This is a genomic window from Methylocella sp. (assembly GCF_044226135.1).
GTDB lineage: Bacteria > Pseudomonadota > Alphaproteobacteria > Rhizobiales > Beijerinckiaceae > Methylocapsa.
Genome location: NZ_JBGAHM010000001.1, coordinates 140094 through 156066, shown reverse-complemented (window position 1 = coordinate 156066; position 15973 = coordinate 140094). Strand labels below are relative to the sequence as shown.

The 15973-nt window shown below is 69.3% G+C and carries 14 protein-coding genes; 7 read left to right on the top strand and 7 right to left on the bottom strand.

Going from position 1 to position 15973, the window contains the following annotated elements:
• Positions 1 to 44: 44 nt before the first annotated feature.
• Complete coding sequence (locus ACILRB_RS00765; RefSeq protein WP_395664393.1) at positions 45 to 1109, bottom strand: sensor histidine kinase; 1065 nt, start codon at positions 1107 to 1109, stop codon at positions 45 to 47.
• Positions 1110 to 1178: 69 nt separating this feature from the next.
• Positions 1179 to 2384 carry a lysylphosphatidylglycerol synthase domain-containing protein gene (locus tag ACILRB_RS00760; protein ID WP_395664392.1) on the bottom strand — a complete coding sequence of 402 codons (1206 nt, stop codon included), beginning with the start codon at positions 2382 to 2384 and terminating at the stop codon, positions 1179 to 1181.
• Between the two features lie 555 nt (positions 2385 to 2939).
• Here ACILRB_RS00760 and ACILRB_RS00755 point away from each other — a divergent pair.
• From ACILRB_RS00755 to ACILRB_RS00745, 3 genes are all read left to right on the top strand, one after another.
• Entirely contained in the window at positions 2940 to 3143 is a 204-nt protein-coding gene (locus ACILRB_RS00755; protein WP_395664391.1) for a hypothetical protein, read from the top strand.
• Positions 3144 to 3270: 127 nt separating this feature from the next.
• Entirely contained in the window at positions 3271 to 4110 is an 840-nt protein-coding gene (locus tag ACILRB_RS00750) for a metallophosphoesterase (protein WP_395664390.1), read from the top strand.
• A gap of 121 nt (positions 4111 to 4231) precedes the next feature.
• On the top strand, positions 4232 to 5161 hold the full coding sequence (locus tag ACILRB_RS00745) for a histone deacetylase family protein (RefSeq protein WP_395664389.1): 930 nt from the start codon (positions 4232 to 4234) through the stop codon (positions 5159 to 5161).
• Positions 5162 to 5164: 3 nt separating this feature from the next.
• On the opposite strand, the gene ribB is transcribed toward ACILRB_RS00745, so the two are convergent.
• The 4 genes from ribB to dapA all read right to left on the bottom strand — a co-directional run bounded on the left by ribB (position 5165) and on the right by dapA (position 9032).
• The gene (gene ribB / locus ACILRB_RS00740; RefSeq protein ID WP_395664388.1) at positions 5165 to 6448 is read right to left on the bottom strand and encodes a 3,4-dihydroxy-2-butanone-4-phosphate synthase; all 1284 of its coding nucleotides are present in this window, start codon (positions 6446 to 6448) and stop codon (positions 5165 to 5167) included.
• Between the two features lie 66 nt (positions 6449 to 6514).
• A complete protein-coding gene (gene aroC / locus ACILRB_RS00735) occupies positions 6515 to 7630 on the bottom strand; it encodes a chorismate synthase (protein ID WP_395664387.1) in 1116 nt (371 codons plus the stop codon).
• Between the two features lie 18 nt (positions 7631 to 7648).
• The gene (smpB, locus tag ACILRB_RS00730) at positions 7649 to 8125 is read right to left on the bottom strand and encodes an SsrA-binding protein SmpB (protein WP_395664386.1); all 477 of its coding nucleotides are present in this window, start codon (positions 8123 to 8125) and stop codon (positions 7649 to 7651) included.
• A gap of 10 nt (positions 8126 to 8135) precedes the next feature.
• Positions 8136 to 9032: a 4-hydroxy-tetrahydrodipicolinate synthase gene (gene dapA, locus ACILRB_RS00725; RefSeq protein ID WP_395664385.1), complete on the bottom strand. Its 897-nt coding sequence runs from the start codon at positions 9030 to 9032 to the stop codon at positions 8136 to 8138.
• 321 nt (positions 9033 to 9353) lie between these two features.
• On the opposite strand from dapA, the gene ACILRB_RS00720 reads away from it, so the two are divergent.
• Positions 9354 to 11561: a transglycosylase SLT domain-containing protein gene (locus ACILRB_RS00720; protein WP_395664384.1), complete on the top strand. Its 2208-nt coding sequence runs from the start codon at positions 9354 to 9356 to the stop codon at positions 11559 to 11561.
• 21 nt (positions 11562 to 11582) lie between these two features.
• Here ACILRB_RS00720 and ACILRB_RS00715 read toward each other — a convergent pair whose 3' ends face one another.
• Positions 11583 to 12200 carry a GcrA family cell cycle regulator gene (locus tag ACILRB_RS00715; RefSeq protein ID WP_395664383.1) on the bottom strand — a complete coding sequence of 206 codons (618 nt, stop codon included), beginning with the start codon at positions 12198 to 12200 and terminating at the stop codon, positions 11583 to 11585.
• Between the two features lie 615 nt (positions 12201 to 12815).
• On the opposite strand from ACILRB_RS00715, the gene ACILRB_RS00710 reads away from it, so the two are divergent.
• Genes ACILRB_RS00710 through ACILRB_RS00700 form a run of 3 tightly spaced genes read left to right on the top strand, consistent with a single transcriptional unit; the run spans position 12816 to position 15957 of the window.
• Positions 12816 to 14012, top strand: coding sequence for an aspartate aminotransferase family protein (locus ACILRB_RS00710; RefSeq protein ID WP_395664382.1), 1197 nt, complete (start codon positions 12816 to 12818; stop codon positions 14010 to 14012).
• Positions 14009 to 14971, top strand: coding sequence for an ornithine carbamoyltransferase (argF, locus tag ACILRB_RS00705; RefSeq protein ID WP_395664381.1), 963 nt, complete (start codon positions 14009 to 14011; stop codon positions 14969 to 14971). The genes ACILRB_RS00710 and argF overlap by 4 nt, the downstream gene beginning before the upstream one ends.
• Positions 14968 to 15957 carry an Hsp33 family molecular chaperone gene (locus ACILRB_RS00700; protein ID WP_395664380.1) on the top strand — a complete coding sequence of 330 codons (990 nt, stop codon included), beginning with the start codon at positions 14968 to 14970 and terminating at the stop codon, positions 15955 to 15957. Before argF ends, ACILRB_RS00700 begins: the two co-directional genes overlap by 4 nt.
• Positions 15958 to 15973 lie beyond the last annotated feature (16 nt).

Below are 15973 nucleotides of genomic sequence, written 5' to 3'. Positions count from 1 at the left end.
ATATGAAGTCTGAATGACAGTTTGATGACGCCGGCGGCCCCGCGTCAGCCCGGATAAAGCGGCAGCGCGACCGTGAAGGTCGCGCCCTGTCCGGGCGTCGATTCGATCGAGAGCCGCCCCCGATGACGCGCGACGATATGCTTGACGATGGCGAGGCCGAGCCCGGTGCCCCCCTTGGCGCGGCTCTGTCCGACGTCGGCGCGATAGAATCGTTCGGTGAGCCGCGGCAGATGCTCGGGCGCGACGCCGACGCCATGGTCACGCACGCGCAGCAGGCACTGGCGCTCCTGCGCGCTGAGCGCGATCTCGACCGTCTGCTCCGGGGCGTCGGTCGTCCCGTATTTGATGGCGTTCTCGACGAGATTTTCGGCGACGCGCAGAAGTTCGTCGCGATCCCCCGCGACGGTGACCGATTCGGTCTCGATCTCGAGGACGACGCCATTGTCCTGCGCGAGCGGCGTCAGCGTGTCGGCGATGTGGCGCACGATCGCCTGCATGTCGACGGGGGTCTGCGGCGCGAGATGGAGATGCTGTTCGATGCGCGACAGCGAGAGCAGATCGTCGACGAGGCGGGTCATGCGCCGCGCCTGATCGCCCATGATGTGCAAAAACCGCTCGCGCGCCGCGGCGTCGTCGCGCGCGGGCCCCTGCAGCGTTTCGACGAAGCCGAGCAGGGAGGCGAGCGGCGTGCGCAGCTCGTGGCTGGCGTTGGCCACGAAATCGACCCGCATGCGTTCGACGCGGCGCGTTTCGGTCTGGTCGCGCAGGCTGAGGACGACGGCCCTGAGGCCGCCCGGGCCGTTCCACGGCGCGGCGAAGAGTTCGAGATAGCGCTCGACCGGCACGCGCTCGAGCCAGGTCGCGCGCTCGGGGCGCTGTCCCGTCCGCGCGCGCGCGACGCAGTCGAGCGCGTCCGGCGCCCGCAGGCCGCGGGCGAGGAGCGCGTCGGGCCGCAGCCGGGGGAAAAGCGCCTGGGCCGGGGGATTGACCGCGACCACGCGATCGTCGTCGTCGACGACGACGACGCCTTCGGGCAGCGCGTCGATAAGACCGGAGACGAGCAAAAAGTCGTCGGGCTTCATGACGCGCGACGGCGCGGCCGTCTTCATCGCTTGAACGCTCTCCCTGTCTCGCCGCCGGCTCGGCGCGGCCGCGCAATCAAGCAGGAAAATGCTTCATTATGTTGACGCTTCGGCCCCGTCATCCGCTTCGTCTCCCTGGGCGTCGGCGCGCTCCATCGCCTCGCGCAGGCCTTTCCAGCGTCGCGTCGCCTCATGCGCGCCGAGCAGCGCGAGCGCGAGGATGAAGGGGGCGATGTAATAGACGGCGCGGAACATCAGGAGGGAGGCGAGCATCTGCTCCTGCGCCACGCCCGGCACGGCCTTCAGCATCGTCGCCTCGAAGACGCCGATGCCGCCCGGCGCGTTGGAGGCGACGCCGAGAATGCAGGCGAAGACGTAGGTCGTCGCGAAGGTCGGGAAATCGAGCGCGCTATGCGCCGGCAGCAGCACGAACAGAACGCCCGCGGCGGCGCACTGGTCGACGACGCCGAGCGCGATCTGCCCGAGCGTCACGCCGAAGCCCGGCAGCTGCAGCCTGAAGCCGTGCAGGCGGACCTTGCGGCGGCGCATCGACGCCCACGCCAGATAGGCGAGAAGACCGGCAAAAAGACTGAGCCCGATCAGCAGGTTGATCGTCGGCGAGAACTGGTTGACGGCGCTGATCGACTCCGCGCGGAAGGTCAGCCCGGCGGCCAGCACGAAAATCATGCCGAACCAGAAGGTGACGCCGGCGATGAGCGTGACGCTCGCCACCTTGCTCGCCGAGACGCCGACCTGCGAATAGATCCAGTAGCGCACCGTGCCGGCGGTGATGAGCGGAAAGCCCAGCACGAAAGAGACGGAATAGCTTGTGAACGAGGCGAGCGCCGTCGTCAGATAGGCGACCCGGGCGCGCAACTGCCGCAGGGCGAGCGCGTCATAGCCGGTCAGGGCCAGGAAGGAGAGGGCGGTCAGGGCCGCCGCCGCCGCGATCTGGTCGCCGCCCGTCGCGGCGATCGCCCTGCGCAGCGCGTCGAGGTCGAGGGCGGCGAGCGTGCGCGCGAGGACATAGATGGAGACGGCGGCGATGAGGACGCTGAAGCCGATGGCGAGCTTGCGGCCGATCGCGCGTCCGAAAGCGCGACGGCGCTGGATGCGCTCCCGCTTTTCGCCGATGGCCGATTTCGGCTCGGGCGCGGCGGACGGCCGCCGCTCCGGCCCGGACCGCACGATCCGGCTGGCCCGCGCCTCAGGCTTCTCCAGAACCCCCTGATCCAAAAATCCGTCCTTCCTCTTGGCCGGGACGTCGTCGCGGCTTGGCCGCCCCGACATATGCTTCTTCATGTACGCGCCCTTGCCGGAAAAACAGGGCGATTGCGCGTCGCCGCAGAACAAATCTTGCGACAAACTTCATCAATGCGTGATGAACGCAAAGTAGTGCGGCGTCGCTTTCCCGAACAGTTGCGGGAACCCCGCCCCCCATTTGCGGGAGGCGGAGTCGTCCACAGAAAAGGCTGCGGCCGACCGCAGAATTAACCTTCGCGCAAGCCTTCGTGCCTAGCCTTGCTCAATCGAAACATATTCGAGGCAATCGAAACATATTCGAGGCAGGTCCGGGAAGCCGTTCATGACGCCCGACGCGCATCGCATGGCCGTACGGAGCCTGCTCGCGAGAATTTGTGACGCGTTCGATCCTTGTAAAGCGGCGGGGCGCGCAAACATGAGTTCGCCTGCGGGAGGCGACAGGGATCGATGGTTGCGACTTTTCGCACAGCGCGCCGGCCGGGCCGGCGCTTTGATCATGAGGTCGGCGGAAGCGGATCCTGCCGCGCCTCCACGGCGCAGAGGCGTCCCGCCTCAAAAAGACGTGAACATAATAACGCAAAGCGAGACCAGAACATGGCCCAGCACGACACGGCCCAGCAGACTTCGGCTCAGGAATCCCGGACCGGCTTTGGCGCGCGCGACCTGATCGCGCGGCTTTATCGCGAAATCGGCATCTCGGCGGTCGCCGCGGCGCTCCAGTCGAACAGGGAGCCCACGCGCAAGGTCGAGGATCCGTCCCGGAACCCGGCCGTCATGCGCGAGGAGAAAGCGGCCTGACACGGTTCTTTGTGCGGCGCGGACGTTGGCGCTGCGCCGCAACAGCGGCTATATTGGCCGCATGAGACCCGTCAGCCGCCGTCTTTTTCTGCAAACTCTCGGCGGCGCGGCGTGGGCGTCGGCCGCCATGACGTCCTACGCCTTCGCCATCGAGCCGGGCTTCCGGCTCGAGCTTACGCCCTATCGGATGACGCCGACGGGCTGGCCGCACGAACTGCGCCTGAAGGCGGCGATCATCACCGACATTCACGCCTGCGAGCCGTGGATGTCCGCGGCCCGCATCCGCGCGATCGCGGAGGTCGCCGTGGCGCTGCGGCCGGACGTCATCTTTCTTCTCGGCGATTTCAGCGGCGGCCATGCGGTGCTGACCCGCCCGGTCCAGCCCGAGGCCTGGGGCGAGGCGCTGTCGATTCTTTCCGCGCCGCTCGGCGTGTTCGCCGTTCTCGGCAATCACGACTGGCTGCACGGGCCTTTGCCGGGCATGCCCGCCGACGGCGCCGAAGGCGTGAGGCGGGGGCTGCGGCTCGCCGGCGCGCGTCTTCTCGAGAATCAGGCCGTGCGGCTTGAAAAGGACGGCAGGCCGTTCTGGATCGTCGGCCTCGGCGACCAGATCGCCGGCCCGACCGGCATGGGCGGCGTCGACGATCTTCCCGGCTCGCTGGCGCAGGTGACGGACGACGCGCCGATTCTCCTGCTGGCGCATGAGCCGCAGATTTTTCGCCGCACGCCGCCGCGCGTGTCGCTGACGCTGAGCGGCCACACACATGGCGGGCAGATCAACATTCCCTACGCCCAGAGGCGGTTCCGCCGCGAGTTCGACGATCTCGTCTATGGCCACATCGTCCAGGACGAGCGGCATATTCTGATCTCGGCGGGCCTTGGCACGTCGCATGCGCCGATCCGCTTCCTGCGCCCGCCGGAAATCGTCGAGCTTACGCTTGGCGGCGCGGCCGACGCGCGCGTGTGAACGGGGCCGGCGCGATCTCGCGCGTGCTTCTCAACTTTCCATAGACACGCGCTCCGCCAAATTTTAAGGGGTAAGGACAGCGGCCCGCGATTCAAGCGAATAACAAGAAGGGAGGGCGCCGGTGTCGACGTTGCTCGTGACCCATCCCTGCTGCCTCGAACATGACACGGGGCCGGCTTTCCCCGAGCGGCCCGACCGGGTCCGCGTCGTCGAGCGCACCTTCGAGAGCGAAATTTTCCAGCTGCTCCAGCGCGAATACGCGCCCGAGCTCGATTATGACGCGCTGACGCGCGTCCATCCCGAGCAATATGTCGAGCAGATTCACAAGGCCGTGCCCGCCGAAGGCTATTTCGAGCTCGCCGACGACGTCGTCATGAGCCCCGGCACCTGGGAGGCGCTCTCCCATTCGGTCGGCGGAACGGTCGTGGCCGTCGACGACGTGATGCGGCGGCGCTGCAAGAACGCCTTCATCGCCATGCGTCCGCCCGGCCATCACGCCGAAACCGCCCGCGCCATGGGCTTCTGCTTCTTCAACCTCGCCGCCATCGCCGCCCGAAGGGCCCAGAGCGCGCATGGGGCGGAGCGGGTGGCGATCGTCGATTTCGACGTGCATCACGGCAATGGCACGCAGGAGATCTTCTGGTCGGACAAGAGCGTGCTCTACGCCTCGACGCATCAGTTTCCGCTCTATCCGGGGACCGGCGCCGCCGACGAGCGCGGCGCGCATGACAACATCGTCAACGCGCCGCTCGCCGAAAACGCCGGCAGCCGCGTCTTCCGCGAGGCGATGACGGAAAAGATCCTGCCGCGCGTGCGCGCCTTCTCGCCCGACCTCATCGTGATTTCGGCCGGATTCGACGCGCACCGCTTCGATCCGATCGGCGGCCTGCATCTCGAGGTGGCCGACTTCACCTGGATCACCAACGAACTGATGGAGATCGCCGAACGGACCGCGAAAGGCGCGGTGGTCTCGGTGCTCGAAGGCGGCTACGACCTCATCGCCCTGTCGCGCTGCGCCTCGGCGCATGTGCAGACGCTGATGGGCGCCTGAGCGCTACGTCCAGCTTTCGGTCGAAACGATCTCTATGCCAAAGCCCGACAGGCCCACATAGGTCATCGGCCGCGAACTCAGGAGCCTGATCGACGAAACGCCGAGGTCGCGCAGGATCTGCGCGCCAAGTCCGACTTCGCGCCAGGCGCGGACGCGCTGGGTCTCAGAATCGTCCTTCGCCCCGGCGACCGTCGCGGGCACGCCCGCCGTGCCGTCGCGCAGATAGATGAAGACCCCTCGGCCCGCGGCTTTGAACGAGGCGAAGGTCTTCTTGATGGTCTCCCCCCCGGCGATCATGTCGGCGACGATGTCGACGCGGTGGAGGCGCGCCGGAACGGCGCGGCCGTCGCCGATGTCGCCCTGCACGAAGGCGAAATGCTGCACCTGGTCGAAGGGGGTGCGATAGGCGTAGCCGGTCAGCGGCCCGCTCGGGCCCTCGACCGCGAACACGCTCACGCGCTCGACGAGCTTTTCGCGGGCCTGCCGATAGGCGATGAGCTCGGCGACCGAAATGCGCTTCAGCCCATGCGCGGTCGCGAAGGCTTCGATCTGGGCGCCGGCCATCACGGTGCCGTCGTCATTGGCGAGCTCGCAGATGACGCCGACGGGCGGCAGGCCGGCGAGCCGCACGAGGTCGACCGCCGCCTCGGTATGGCCCGAACGCATCAGCACGCCGCCTTCGCGCGCAATCAGCGGGAACACATGGCCGGGGCGCACGAAATCGGCCGCGCCCATATTGCCGTTGGCGAGCGCGCGCACCGTGTTGGCGCGCTGCTCGGCCGAAATGCCGGTGGTGAGGCCGTGACGCGCGTCGACCGACACGGTGAAGGCGGTGGCGAGCGGGGCGTCGTTGACCGCGACCATCGGCTGGAGATTGAGCCGGCGCGCGTCGTCGGCGGTAATCGGGGCGCAGACGATGCCGCAGCAGTTGCGGATGATGAAGGCCATCTTCTCCGGCGTGCAGAGCGCGGCGGCGCAGACGAGGTCGCCTTCGTTCTCGCGGTCGTCGTCGTCGGTGACGACGACGAGCTCGCCCCGCGCGATGGCCTCGATGGCGGCCGAGACGTTCTGGCTCATGGCCGCGCTCTCCTTTTGCGTCATGGCGAGGAAGTCGTTCGGCGTCACCGCGCCGCCGGTCTCGCGAAAGATCTGCCGCGCCGTCTCGCGTGAGACCCAGGCGTCGGCCGTATTGCAGAACTGCGTCACGGCGCCCTTGGACAGGCCGATGCGGCGCGCGAATTCGGCGCGCGACACATTGTTCCGCTTCAGCCAGTCGTCGAGCTTCATCGCGGACGGCCTCCACTCCGGCGCCGGCGTTCAGCTATACTAAACCCCACGCTTGCGCAAGCGGCCTCAGCGCGCGAACGGCCAGGCCGGGCCGTCGCCCTGCTGCGCGCGATGGCGCAGAAAATGGTCGGCGAGCACGCAGGCGACCATGGCCTCGCCGACCGGCACGGCGCGAATGCCGACGCAGGGGTCGTGGCGGCCCTTGGTGACGATTTCAGCCTCCGCCCCGAAACGGTCGACGCTCGCGCGCGGCTTCAGGATCGAGGAGGTCGGCTTGACCGCGAAGCGCGCGACGATCGGCTGGCCGGTCGAGATCCCGCCCAGAACGCCGCCGGCGTGATTCGAGAGAAACAGCGGCCGCCCGTCGTTTCCCATGCGCATCTCGTCGGCGTTGGCCTCGCCCGACAGCTCCGCCGCGCCGAAGCCGTCGCCGATCTCCACGCCCTTGACGGCGTTGATCGACATCAGCGCCGCGGCAAGGTCGGCGTCGAGCTTGCCGTAGAGCGGCGCGCCCCAGCCGACAGGCGCGCCCTCGGCCACGATCTCGACCACGGCCCCGATCGAGGAGCCGGCCTTGCGCACGCCGTCGAGATAGGCGGCGAAGGTTTCGGCGGCGTTGGCGTCGGGGCAGAAGAAGGGGTTTCTTTCGACCTCGTCCCAGTCCCACGCGGCGCGGTCGATCCTGTGCGGCCCCATCTGCACGAGCGCGCCGCGGATCGTGACGCCGGCGACGATCTTTCGGGCGATCGCGCCGGCCGCCACCCGCGTCGCCGTCTCGCGCGCCGAGGAGCGTCCGCCGCCGCGATAGTCCCGGACCCCATATTTGGCGTCATAGACGTAATCGGCGTGGCCCGGCCGATAGGCGTAGCGGATCGCCTCGTAATCTTTCGAGCGCTGGTCGGTGTTGAGAATTTGGAGCGCGATCGGCGTTCCTGTCGTGACCTGCCCGGGCGTGTCGGAATCGCCAAAGACGCCCGAAAGGATCTTCACCTCGTCGGCTTCCTGCCGCTGCGTCGTGTAGCGGCTCTGCCCCGGGCGGCGGCGGTCGAGAAAGGGCTGGATGTCGGCTTCGGCGAGGGGAATTCCCGCCGGACAGCCGTCGACCACGCAGCCGATCGCCGGCCCGTGGCTTTCGCCGAAGGTGGTCACGCGAAACAGATGGCCGAAGTTGTTGTGGGACATGAGCCGTCTTTCGGGCGTTCAGCCCTTTTCGCGCATCAGCCGGCCTTTTTCCCGGCTCCAGTCGCGTTTTTTCTCGGTTTCGCGCTTGTCATGCAGCTGCTTGCCTTTGGCCAGCGCGATCTCGACCTTGGCCCGGCCCCGGTCGTTGAAATAGATCTTCAGCGGCACGATGGTCATGCCCTCGCGCTCCGAGCCCTGTTCGAGCCTGGCGATCTCGCGCATGTGGAGCAGGAGCTTGCGCGGGCGCTTCGGCTCATGGTTGAAGCGGTTCGCCTGCAGATATTCAGGGATCGTGGCGTTGACGAGAAAGACCTCGCCGTCGCGGTTCACCGACACATAGCTCTCGGCGATGGTCGCCTTGCCCGTGCGCAGCGACTTGACCTCCGTGCCGGTCAGCATCAGCCCGGCCTCGAAGCTCTCGCCGATCTCGTAATTGTAGCGCGCTCTGCGATTGTCCGCGGCGACCTTGTAGAGGCTTTCCTTTTTCGGCGCCACTTAGCCCGCCTCACGCATCGACGAGCAGCCCCGCGTGCGACAGCGCGGCGCGGATCGGATCATGCAGCCGCGCGCTCGCCTTGAGCATGGGCGAGCGCAGCTCCTCCTTGATCTTGCCGAGGACGCCAAGGGCGTATTTCGGCCCGGCCGGGTTGGGCTCCATGAACAGCGCCTGATGCAGCGGGCTCAGCCGGTCGTTGATCTTGAGCGCGCGCGCGAAATCATTGGAGAGGCAGGCGTCCTGCATGTCGGCGCAGAGCTTCGGCGCGATGTTCGAGGTGACCGAGATGCAGCCGTGGCCGCCGAGCGCCATCACCGCCACGGCCGTCAGATCCTCGCCCGAAAGCTGGATGAAGTCGGGCCCGAGCGCCTCGCGCTGCTGGGCGGTGCGGGCGAGATTGCCGGTCGCGTCCTTGACGCCGGCGACGTTCTTGAGCTCGTAGAGCCGCTTCATGGTGTCGACCGAAATGTCGACCACCGAGCGCGGCGGAATATTGTACAGGATGATCGGAATTCCGACGGCGTCGTTGATCGCCCGGTAATGCAGGTAGAGCCCTTCCTGCGAGGGCTTGTTGTAATAGGGCGCGACGACGAGCAGCCCGTCCGCGCCGACGCTCTCGGCATAGCGCGACAGCTCGACCGCCTCGGCGGTGTTGTTCGAGCCCGTGCCGGCGATCACCGGGACGCGGCCGGCCGCCTGCCTGACGCAGGTGTCGATCACGCGGCGGTGCTCGGCGTGGGAGAGTGTGGGGGATTCGCCGGTCGTGCCTGTGGGCGAGAGCCCGTGCGTCCCGCTGTCGATCTGCCATTCGATCAGCGCGCGATAGGCGTCCTCGTCGAAGGCGCCGTCGCGAAACGGCGTGACGAGCGCGGTGATCGAGCCCCGGAAAGGCGCCTTGACCGTCATTTGGACCCCATTGTCGCCGACGGCCCGACGGCCGCCATAATTTACGGGCTCACTCGTCGCCGGCGAGGGCGCGAGCCTGAGCGCAAGGAAGAGACACATAAACGCCCGCGCGGCTTTCGCAAAGGTTTTCGCGCGACGCGCCGTCTCTCCCGCGCCCATTCAGGCCCCATCTTCGCCCCCGCCGCGGCCTTGCGCCGCGCCCGGCGCCATTTCGCGTCAGGCTTAACGAAGTCTCGCCGGACGACCGACATGTTTAGCCATTTCTTAACAGGGAGCGCCTCAAGCTGACGCGCTGGAGCGTCGAAGCCGAGGTTTGATCGCATGACGAAGAAGCGGTTCGCTCTTCCCGAGCCCGGCGGCGAGGCCGCTTTCGGCTCTTTCGTCTCCCTGCGCGCGGCGCCCGCCCGGGCCGCGCTGTTCGCGACCGCGGCCGTGCTCGGCTTTTCGGCCGCCTATCTTCATGAAAAAGGCGCGCCGGTCGATCTCGCGCGCCTGCCGCTCGAACTCGGCCGCCTGTTCTCCACGGAACAGGCGCGGCAGGGCTCCGCGCCCTTCCTCGCCGAGCGCGACGATCCCGACGAAGACGCGGCGCGCCGCGCCGGCCTCGCGCCGACGCCGTCGCGGCCGGCGGACGCCGCCTCCGCGCCCGTTACGGCCCCGCGCGACCTCGCGGGCTTCAGGGCGGCGCTCGACCTTTATAAATCCGGCGCCCTCGCCGCCGGCGACGCGGCCGCCGCGGCGGTGAAGGACCCGGTCGTCCGCGCCGCGCTCGAATGGGCGGCGCTGCGCCTTTATCCGCGCGAGAGCGGATTCGAGCGCGTGACGGGCTTCGCCGCCGCCCATCCCGACTGGCCGGCGCAGGACTGGCTGCGCCGGCGCGCCGAAGAGGCGCTCTATGGCGACCGCCGGAGCGCGGAGCTCATCAAGGGCTTCTTCGCCGGCGAGCCGCCGCGCACGCCGGCAGGCCGCCTTGCGCTCGCCCGCGCCCTGCGCGAGGACGGCGAAAACGGCAAGGCCGCGGCGCTCGTCAAGGACGTCTGGCGCAATTTCGACCTCACCGCGGCCTTCGAGACGCGGGTGCGGACGGAGTTCGGCGCCTTTCTCGACCGCGCCGACCACAAGTTCCGCGCCGATCGCCTCGCCTACAAGGAGAAGACGGCCGACGCGCTGCGCGCCGCGGCGCTCGCCGGCCCCGACGTCGTCGCGCTGATCAAGGCGCGCGCGGCCGTCGCCGCCGAGGCCCCGAGCGACAAGCTCATGGCCGCCGTGCCGGCCGCGCTGCGCGACGATCCGGGCTACAAATTCGCGCTGGCGCAAAAACTTCGGCGCGCCGAGAAATTCGACGAGGCGGCGGCGGCGCTGGCCTCCGCGCCGCGCGACGCGGGCGCTTTGGTCGACGGCGACGCCTGGTGGGAGCAGCGCCGCATCCTCGCCCGCAAGCTGCTCGACCGCGGCGACGCCGCCGCCGCCTATGCGATCGTCGCCGACCATGCCGCGGCCTCGCGCGAGATGACGCTCGAAGCCGAATTCCACGCCGGCTGGATCGCCCTGCGCTTCCTGAACGACCCGAAACGCGCCGCGGCGCATTTCGACCGGCTCGAACCGCTCGCCCAGACGCCCATGTCGCAGTCGCGCGCCGCCTATTGGCGGGCGCGGGCGGCGGAGGCGCAGGGCGCCCCCGACGCGGACGCCCTGTACCGGAAGGCCGCGACCTATCCCGCCAATTATTACGGCCAGCTCGCGCGCGAAAAGCTCGGGATGAAGCCGGGCCTGATCCGCATGCCGGCCGAGGAGGCGCTTGGCGAGGCGCGCAACGAGGCGGTCGAGGTTCTCGAAGTCTATTACGCCGCCGGCGAAAAGGCTTTGGCGACGCCGCTCGCGGTCGAGGCCGCGCGCAACCTGCCCGACGCGGCGCAGACGGCGGCGCTCGCCCGGGTGATCGAGCGGCAGAAGGACGCCAATCTGTCCCTGACCGTCGGCAAGCTCGCGAGCCAGCGCGGCGTGCCGGTCGACGAGCTCGCGTTCCCGACCTATGGCGTCCCGGGCTATCAGCCGCTCGCCAATTCGGCCGAGCGTCCGGTCGTCCTCGCGATCGCGCGGCAGGAGAGCGCGTTCAACGCCGGCGCGGTGTCGGGGGCCGGCGCGCGCGGCCTCATGCAGATGCTCGCCTCGACCGCGCGCGCGACCGCGCAGAAGGCGGGCGTGTCCTTCGACGAGGCGCGGCTGACGACGGACGCGGCCTTCAACGCCCAGCTCGGCGCGGCGCATCTCGGCGACCTGCTCGCCGCGCATCGCGGTTCGCATATTCTCACCTTCGCCGCCTACAACGCGGGCGGCGGCCGCGTGAAGCAATGGCTCGAAGCCTATGGCGATCCGCGCAAGCCGGGGGTCGATCCGGTGGACTGGGTCGAGCGCATTCCGTTCACCGAGACGCGCAACTACGTTCAGAGAGTGCTCGAGAACGTCGCCGTCTACCGCGCCCAATTCGCCGCCGCCGCGCCGATGCAGAAGGCCGACGCGACGCCTTGAGGGGAGAGCCGGCGGGCCGCGTCAGGCGGGCTTTTGCGCGCGCTGGCGCCGGCGGTCGTGCTGCGGCTGGTAGGCGAGCGTCGAATGGCAGGGGCAATAAGGGCCGCCGCCCGGCGTGCGGCGCGCGCCGCAGAAGCGGAAATCGGCCTGCGTCGGATCGCCGATCGGCCAGCGGCACATGAATTCGCGCAAATCCATGATCGTCACCGGCTCGGCCATGGCGACCACATTATGATGCTGCGCCGGGGCCGGCGGGATGAAGGGCGCCGGCTTGAGGGCGAACGCCGCCGCGCCGTCGAAGGGCTCGCGCTCGGCCGCGGGGGCCTCGGCCGCCCGCGGGGCGGGGTCGTCGCAGGCGGCCGGCTGCGGCCGCATCCTGACCACTGAGGCGTCAGGCTCGCCGCCGGGCGACGCGCCCGGGAACACGTCCGGCTCGCAGGCCGCGTCGTGCGGGGCCTTGTCTTCGCCGGAAGGCGCGGCCTCGCTTTTTCCGCGCCCGGACAGGCCGAGCCGGTAAACCTTGCCGATCACCGCGTTTCGGGTCAGCCCATTGGCGAGCTCGCTGGCGATCTTGCTGGCGCTCATGCCCTGTAGCCACATTTTCTGCAGCAGATCGATGCGTTCGTCGGTCCAGGACATAGACAACTCCTCAGCTTCGCCCGCCGGGTCAGGGCGGGCGCCCGATAGCGAAACGGACGCCTGACGCGTCCGTCTGATCGATCATGGGCCGGCCTTCCGCCAGGGAAGCGGAAAGGCGGGGCGAAAACCTGCGTCTCCGCCCGAAAGGGCCGCGCGCCTGACGTTTGCGCGCCTGACGTTCGCCAACGCAGGGGCGCGCGGCGGCGCGAGGCCAGAATGACGCCCGTCCTGTCCGCGCCGACGGGCGGGTCGCGACCAAGCCTGTGCATAACTTCCCGCCGCTCATGGGGCGAGATGTCGTGGTTTCTGACGCCGACGCTACACTAGGGCTAGAAAATCGCGCAAGCCTCGACGAAGCGTCCAGAATGTTTTCAACAACTGCTTGCGCAGGGCTTGCGCCGCGCCGCCATGGACGGCCGTCCGTCATATGGACGTCGACATATGGGCCTGGCCGACGGCCGCCGCGCGCCGGGCCCGTCCCCGTCCCGACCACGAGAATTGACCCGGCGCGCGCGAATGCGTAAATTGCGGCGAGCTTGCTGCCGCCCCTCCGGGCGGCATTTGATTTTACGGCCTTCGTCCGTCCGGGAGGCCGTCAGACCCGGAGCTGGCCTCGTGACTTCGTCGCTTCTTCCGACCTATGCGCGCGCCGACCTCGCCTTCGAGCATGGCGAAGGCGTCTGGCTGACGGCGACGGACGGCGTCCGCTATCTCGATTTTGGCGGCGGCATCGCCGTCGCCTCGCTCGGCTATGGCCATCCCCATCTGCTGGCGGCGCTCAGGGAGCAGGGCGAAAAGCTCTGGCACACCTCGAATCTGTTCAAGATTCCGCAGGCCGAAGCGCTTGCCGAGCGCTTGGCCGCGGCGAGCTTCGCCGACTTCGTCTTCTTCACCAATTCGGGCGCCGAGGCGCTCGAGGGCGCGATCAAGACCGCCCGCAAATATCAGTCGGCGTGCGGACGCCCCGAGAAATTCCGCATCGTCGCCTTCAAGGGCGCCTTTCACGGTCGCACCATGGCGACGCTCTCGGCGGGCGGCAATCCCAAATATCTCGAAGGCTTCGGACCGCCGCTCGAAGGCTTCGACCATGCCGAGTTCGGCGATCTCGCCTCGGTCGAGGCGCTGATCGGCCCGCAGACCGGCGCGATTCTCGTCGAGCCCATTCAGGGCGAGGCCGGCGTCCGCGTCGGCGCGCCGGAGTTCCTGCGCGGGCTGCGCGCGCTCTGCGACAGGCATGGGCTTCTGCTCGTGCTCGACGAGGTGCAGACCGGCGTCGGCCGCACGGGCAGGCTGTTCGCCCATGAGTTCAGCGGCGCGACGCCCGACATCATGGCCGTGGCGAAGGGAATCGGCGGCGGGTTCCCGCTCGGCGCCTTTCTCACGACGCGCGAGGCCGGCAAGGGCATGGTCGTCGGCTCGCATGGCACGACCTATGGCGGCAATCCTCTGGGGACCGCCGTCGGCGGGGCGGTGCTTGACGTGGTGCTGGCGCCAGGCTTCCTCGACCATGTCGCGAAGGCCGGGGCGCGGCTGAAGCAGGGGCTGCTGGCCCTGAAGGACGAGCATCCGGGCGTGGTCGCCGGCGTGCGCGGCGAGGGTCTGATGCTGGGCGTCGAGCTCAGGCCGCCGGTCGGCGAATTCGTCGCGGCGGCGCGGGCGCAGAAGCTCATCGTCATTCCGGCCGGCGACAATGTCGCGCGCATCCTGCCGCCGCTCGTCATCGACGACGCCGAGATCGACGAGGGCCTGAGGCGCCTTTCGGCCGCCTGCGCGGTCTTCGACGCGCCCGCGCTGAGCGAGGCGGCAGGATGACGAACGGCGCCAGACGCGTCCCGCGGCATTTCGTCGACCTGTCCGAGATTCCAGCCGGGGAGCTGCGCCGCATTCTCGACTCCGCCGCGGCCATGAAGGCCGCGCGGCGTCGCGGGCGGCGCGGCGCCGACCGGCCCTTCGAGGGCAGGGTGCTGGCGATGATCTTCGACAAGCCCTCGACCCGCACGCGCGTCTCCTTCGACCTCGCCATGCGCGAGCTCGGAGGCGAGACGGTCATGCTGACCGGCAAGGAGATGCAGCTCGGCCGCGGCGAGACCATCGCCGACACGGCGCGCGTCCTGTCGCGCTTCGTCGACGCGATCATGATCCGCATCCTCGACCATCACGACATGGTCGAGCTCGCCCGCTACGCCGACGTGCCGGTCATCAACGGACTCACCAAGCGCTCCCACCCCTGCCAGGTCATGGCCGACGTCATGACCTTCGAGGAGCATCGCGGGCCGATCGCCGGGCGCAAGATCGCCTGGACCGGCGACGCCAACAATGTGCTCGCGAGCTGGGTCCACGCCGCCCAGCGGTTTGATTTCGAGATCGCGGTCGCGACGCCCGATGAGCTTGAGCCGCCGCACCAGCTCATCGACTGGGCGCGGCGCAACGGCGCGCGGCTCGCGCTGACGCGCGACCCGTTCGAGGCCGTCGCCGGCGCCGACGCCGTGGTGTCGGACTGCTGGGTGTCGATGGGCGACAAGGACGAAGGGCGCTATCGCCAGAATCTGCTCGCGCCCTATCAGGTCAACGCGAAGCTCATGGGCGCCGCCGCGCCCGGCGCCGTCTTCATGCATTGCCTGCCCGCCCATCGCGGCGAGGAGGTGACCGACGAAATCATCGACGGGCCGCAGTCCGTGGTGTTCGATGAGGCCGAAAACCGGCTGCATGCGCAAAAGGGCGTGCTCGCCTGGTGCCTCGAAGGCGCAGACCCTGCGGACGAGGCGCCATGAGCGGGCCCGAACGCCCGACGCGGCTCGTCTCCGACGAGGGGCTCGACGATTCCGTCCTGCCTTTCGCCGTCGGCCGGCTCGATCTGCGCGGCCGGGTCGTGCGGCTCGGCCCGAGCCTCGACCGCATCCTGCGCCGCCACGCCTATCCGGCGCCGGTCTCGCGCCTCGTCGGCGAAGCGCTGGCGCTGACCGTGCTGCTCGGCTCGTCGCTCAAGATCGCCGGCCGCTTCCAGCTCCAGACCCGCACCGACGGCGCGGTCGACATGATTGTCGTCGATTTCGACGCGCCGGACCGGCTGCGGGCCTTCGCGCGCTATGACGCCGAGCGGGTCCGCGTGATTTCCGCGGTCGGCGGCGGCGGCGCGCAGCTTCTGGGGTCGGGGCATCTCGCCTTCACCATCGACCAGGGGCCGGAGCTCGCCCGCTACCAGGGCGTGGTCGCGCTGGCCGGCCAGGGGCTCGAAGAGGCGGCGCATCAATATTTCCGCCAGTCCGAGCAGATCCCGACGCTGGCGCGGCTCGCGGTCGCGGAAAGCGCGACGCCGCAAGGCCTCGCATGGCGGGCGGGCGGGCTGCTCGCGCAATATCTGCCGGCCCCGGGCGCCGGCCGGCGCCACGCGGACCTGCACCCGGGCGATCCGCCGCCGGGGGCGGCGGCCTTCACGCCCCCCGCCGAGGACGACGCCTGGACCGAGGCCAAGGCGCTGATCTCGACCGTCGAGGACCATGAGCTCGTCGATCCGGCGCTGTCGAGCGAAAGGCTGCTGTTCCGCCTGTTCCACGAGCCGGGCGTCGAGGTCTTCGCGCCGCAGCCGGTGCGCGACGCCTGCCGCTGCTCGGACGAGAGCGTGCGCGCCATGCTGTCGGGCTTTCCGCCGGAAGACCGCGCGCAGATGGTCGGCGACGACGGCATGATCGGCGTCACCTGCGAATTCTGCTCGACCTTCCGGGCCTATGACCCGGCCGAATTCAACGGCGGCGAATAGCGCGCGGGCGCGGCGG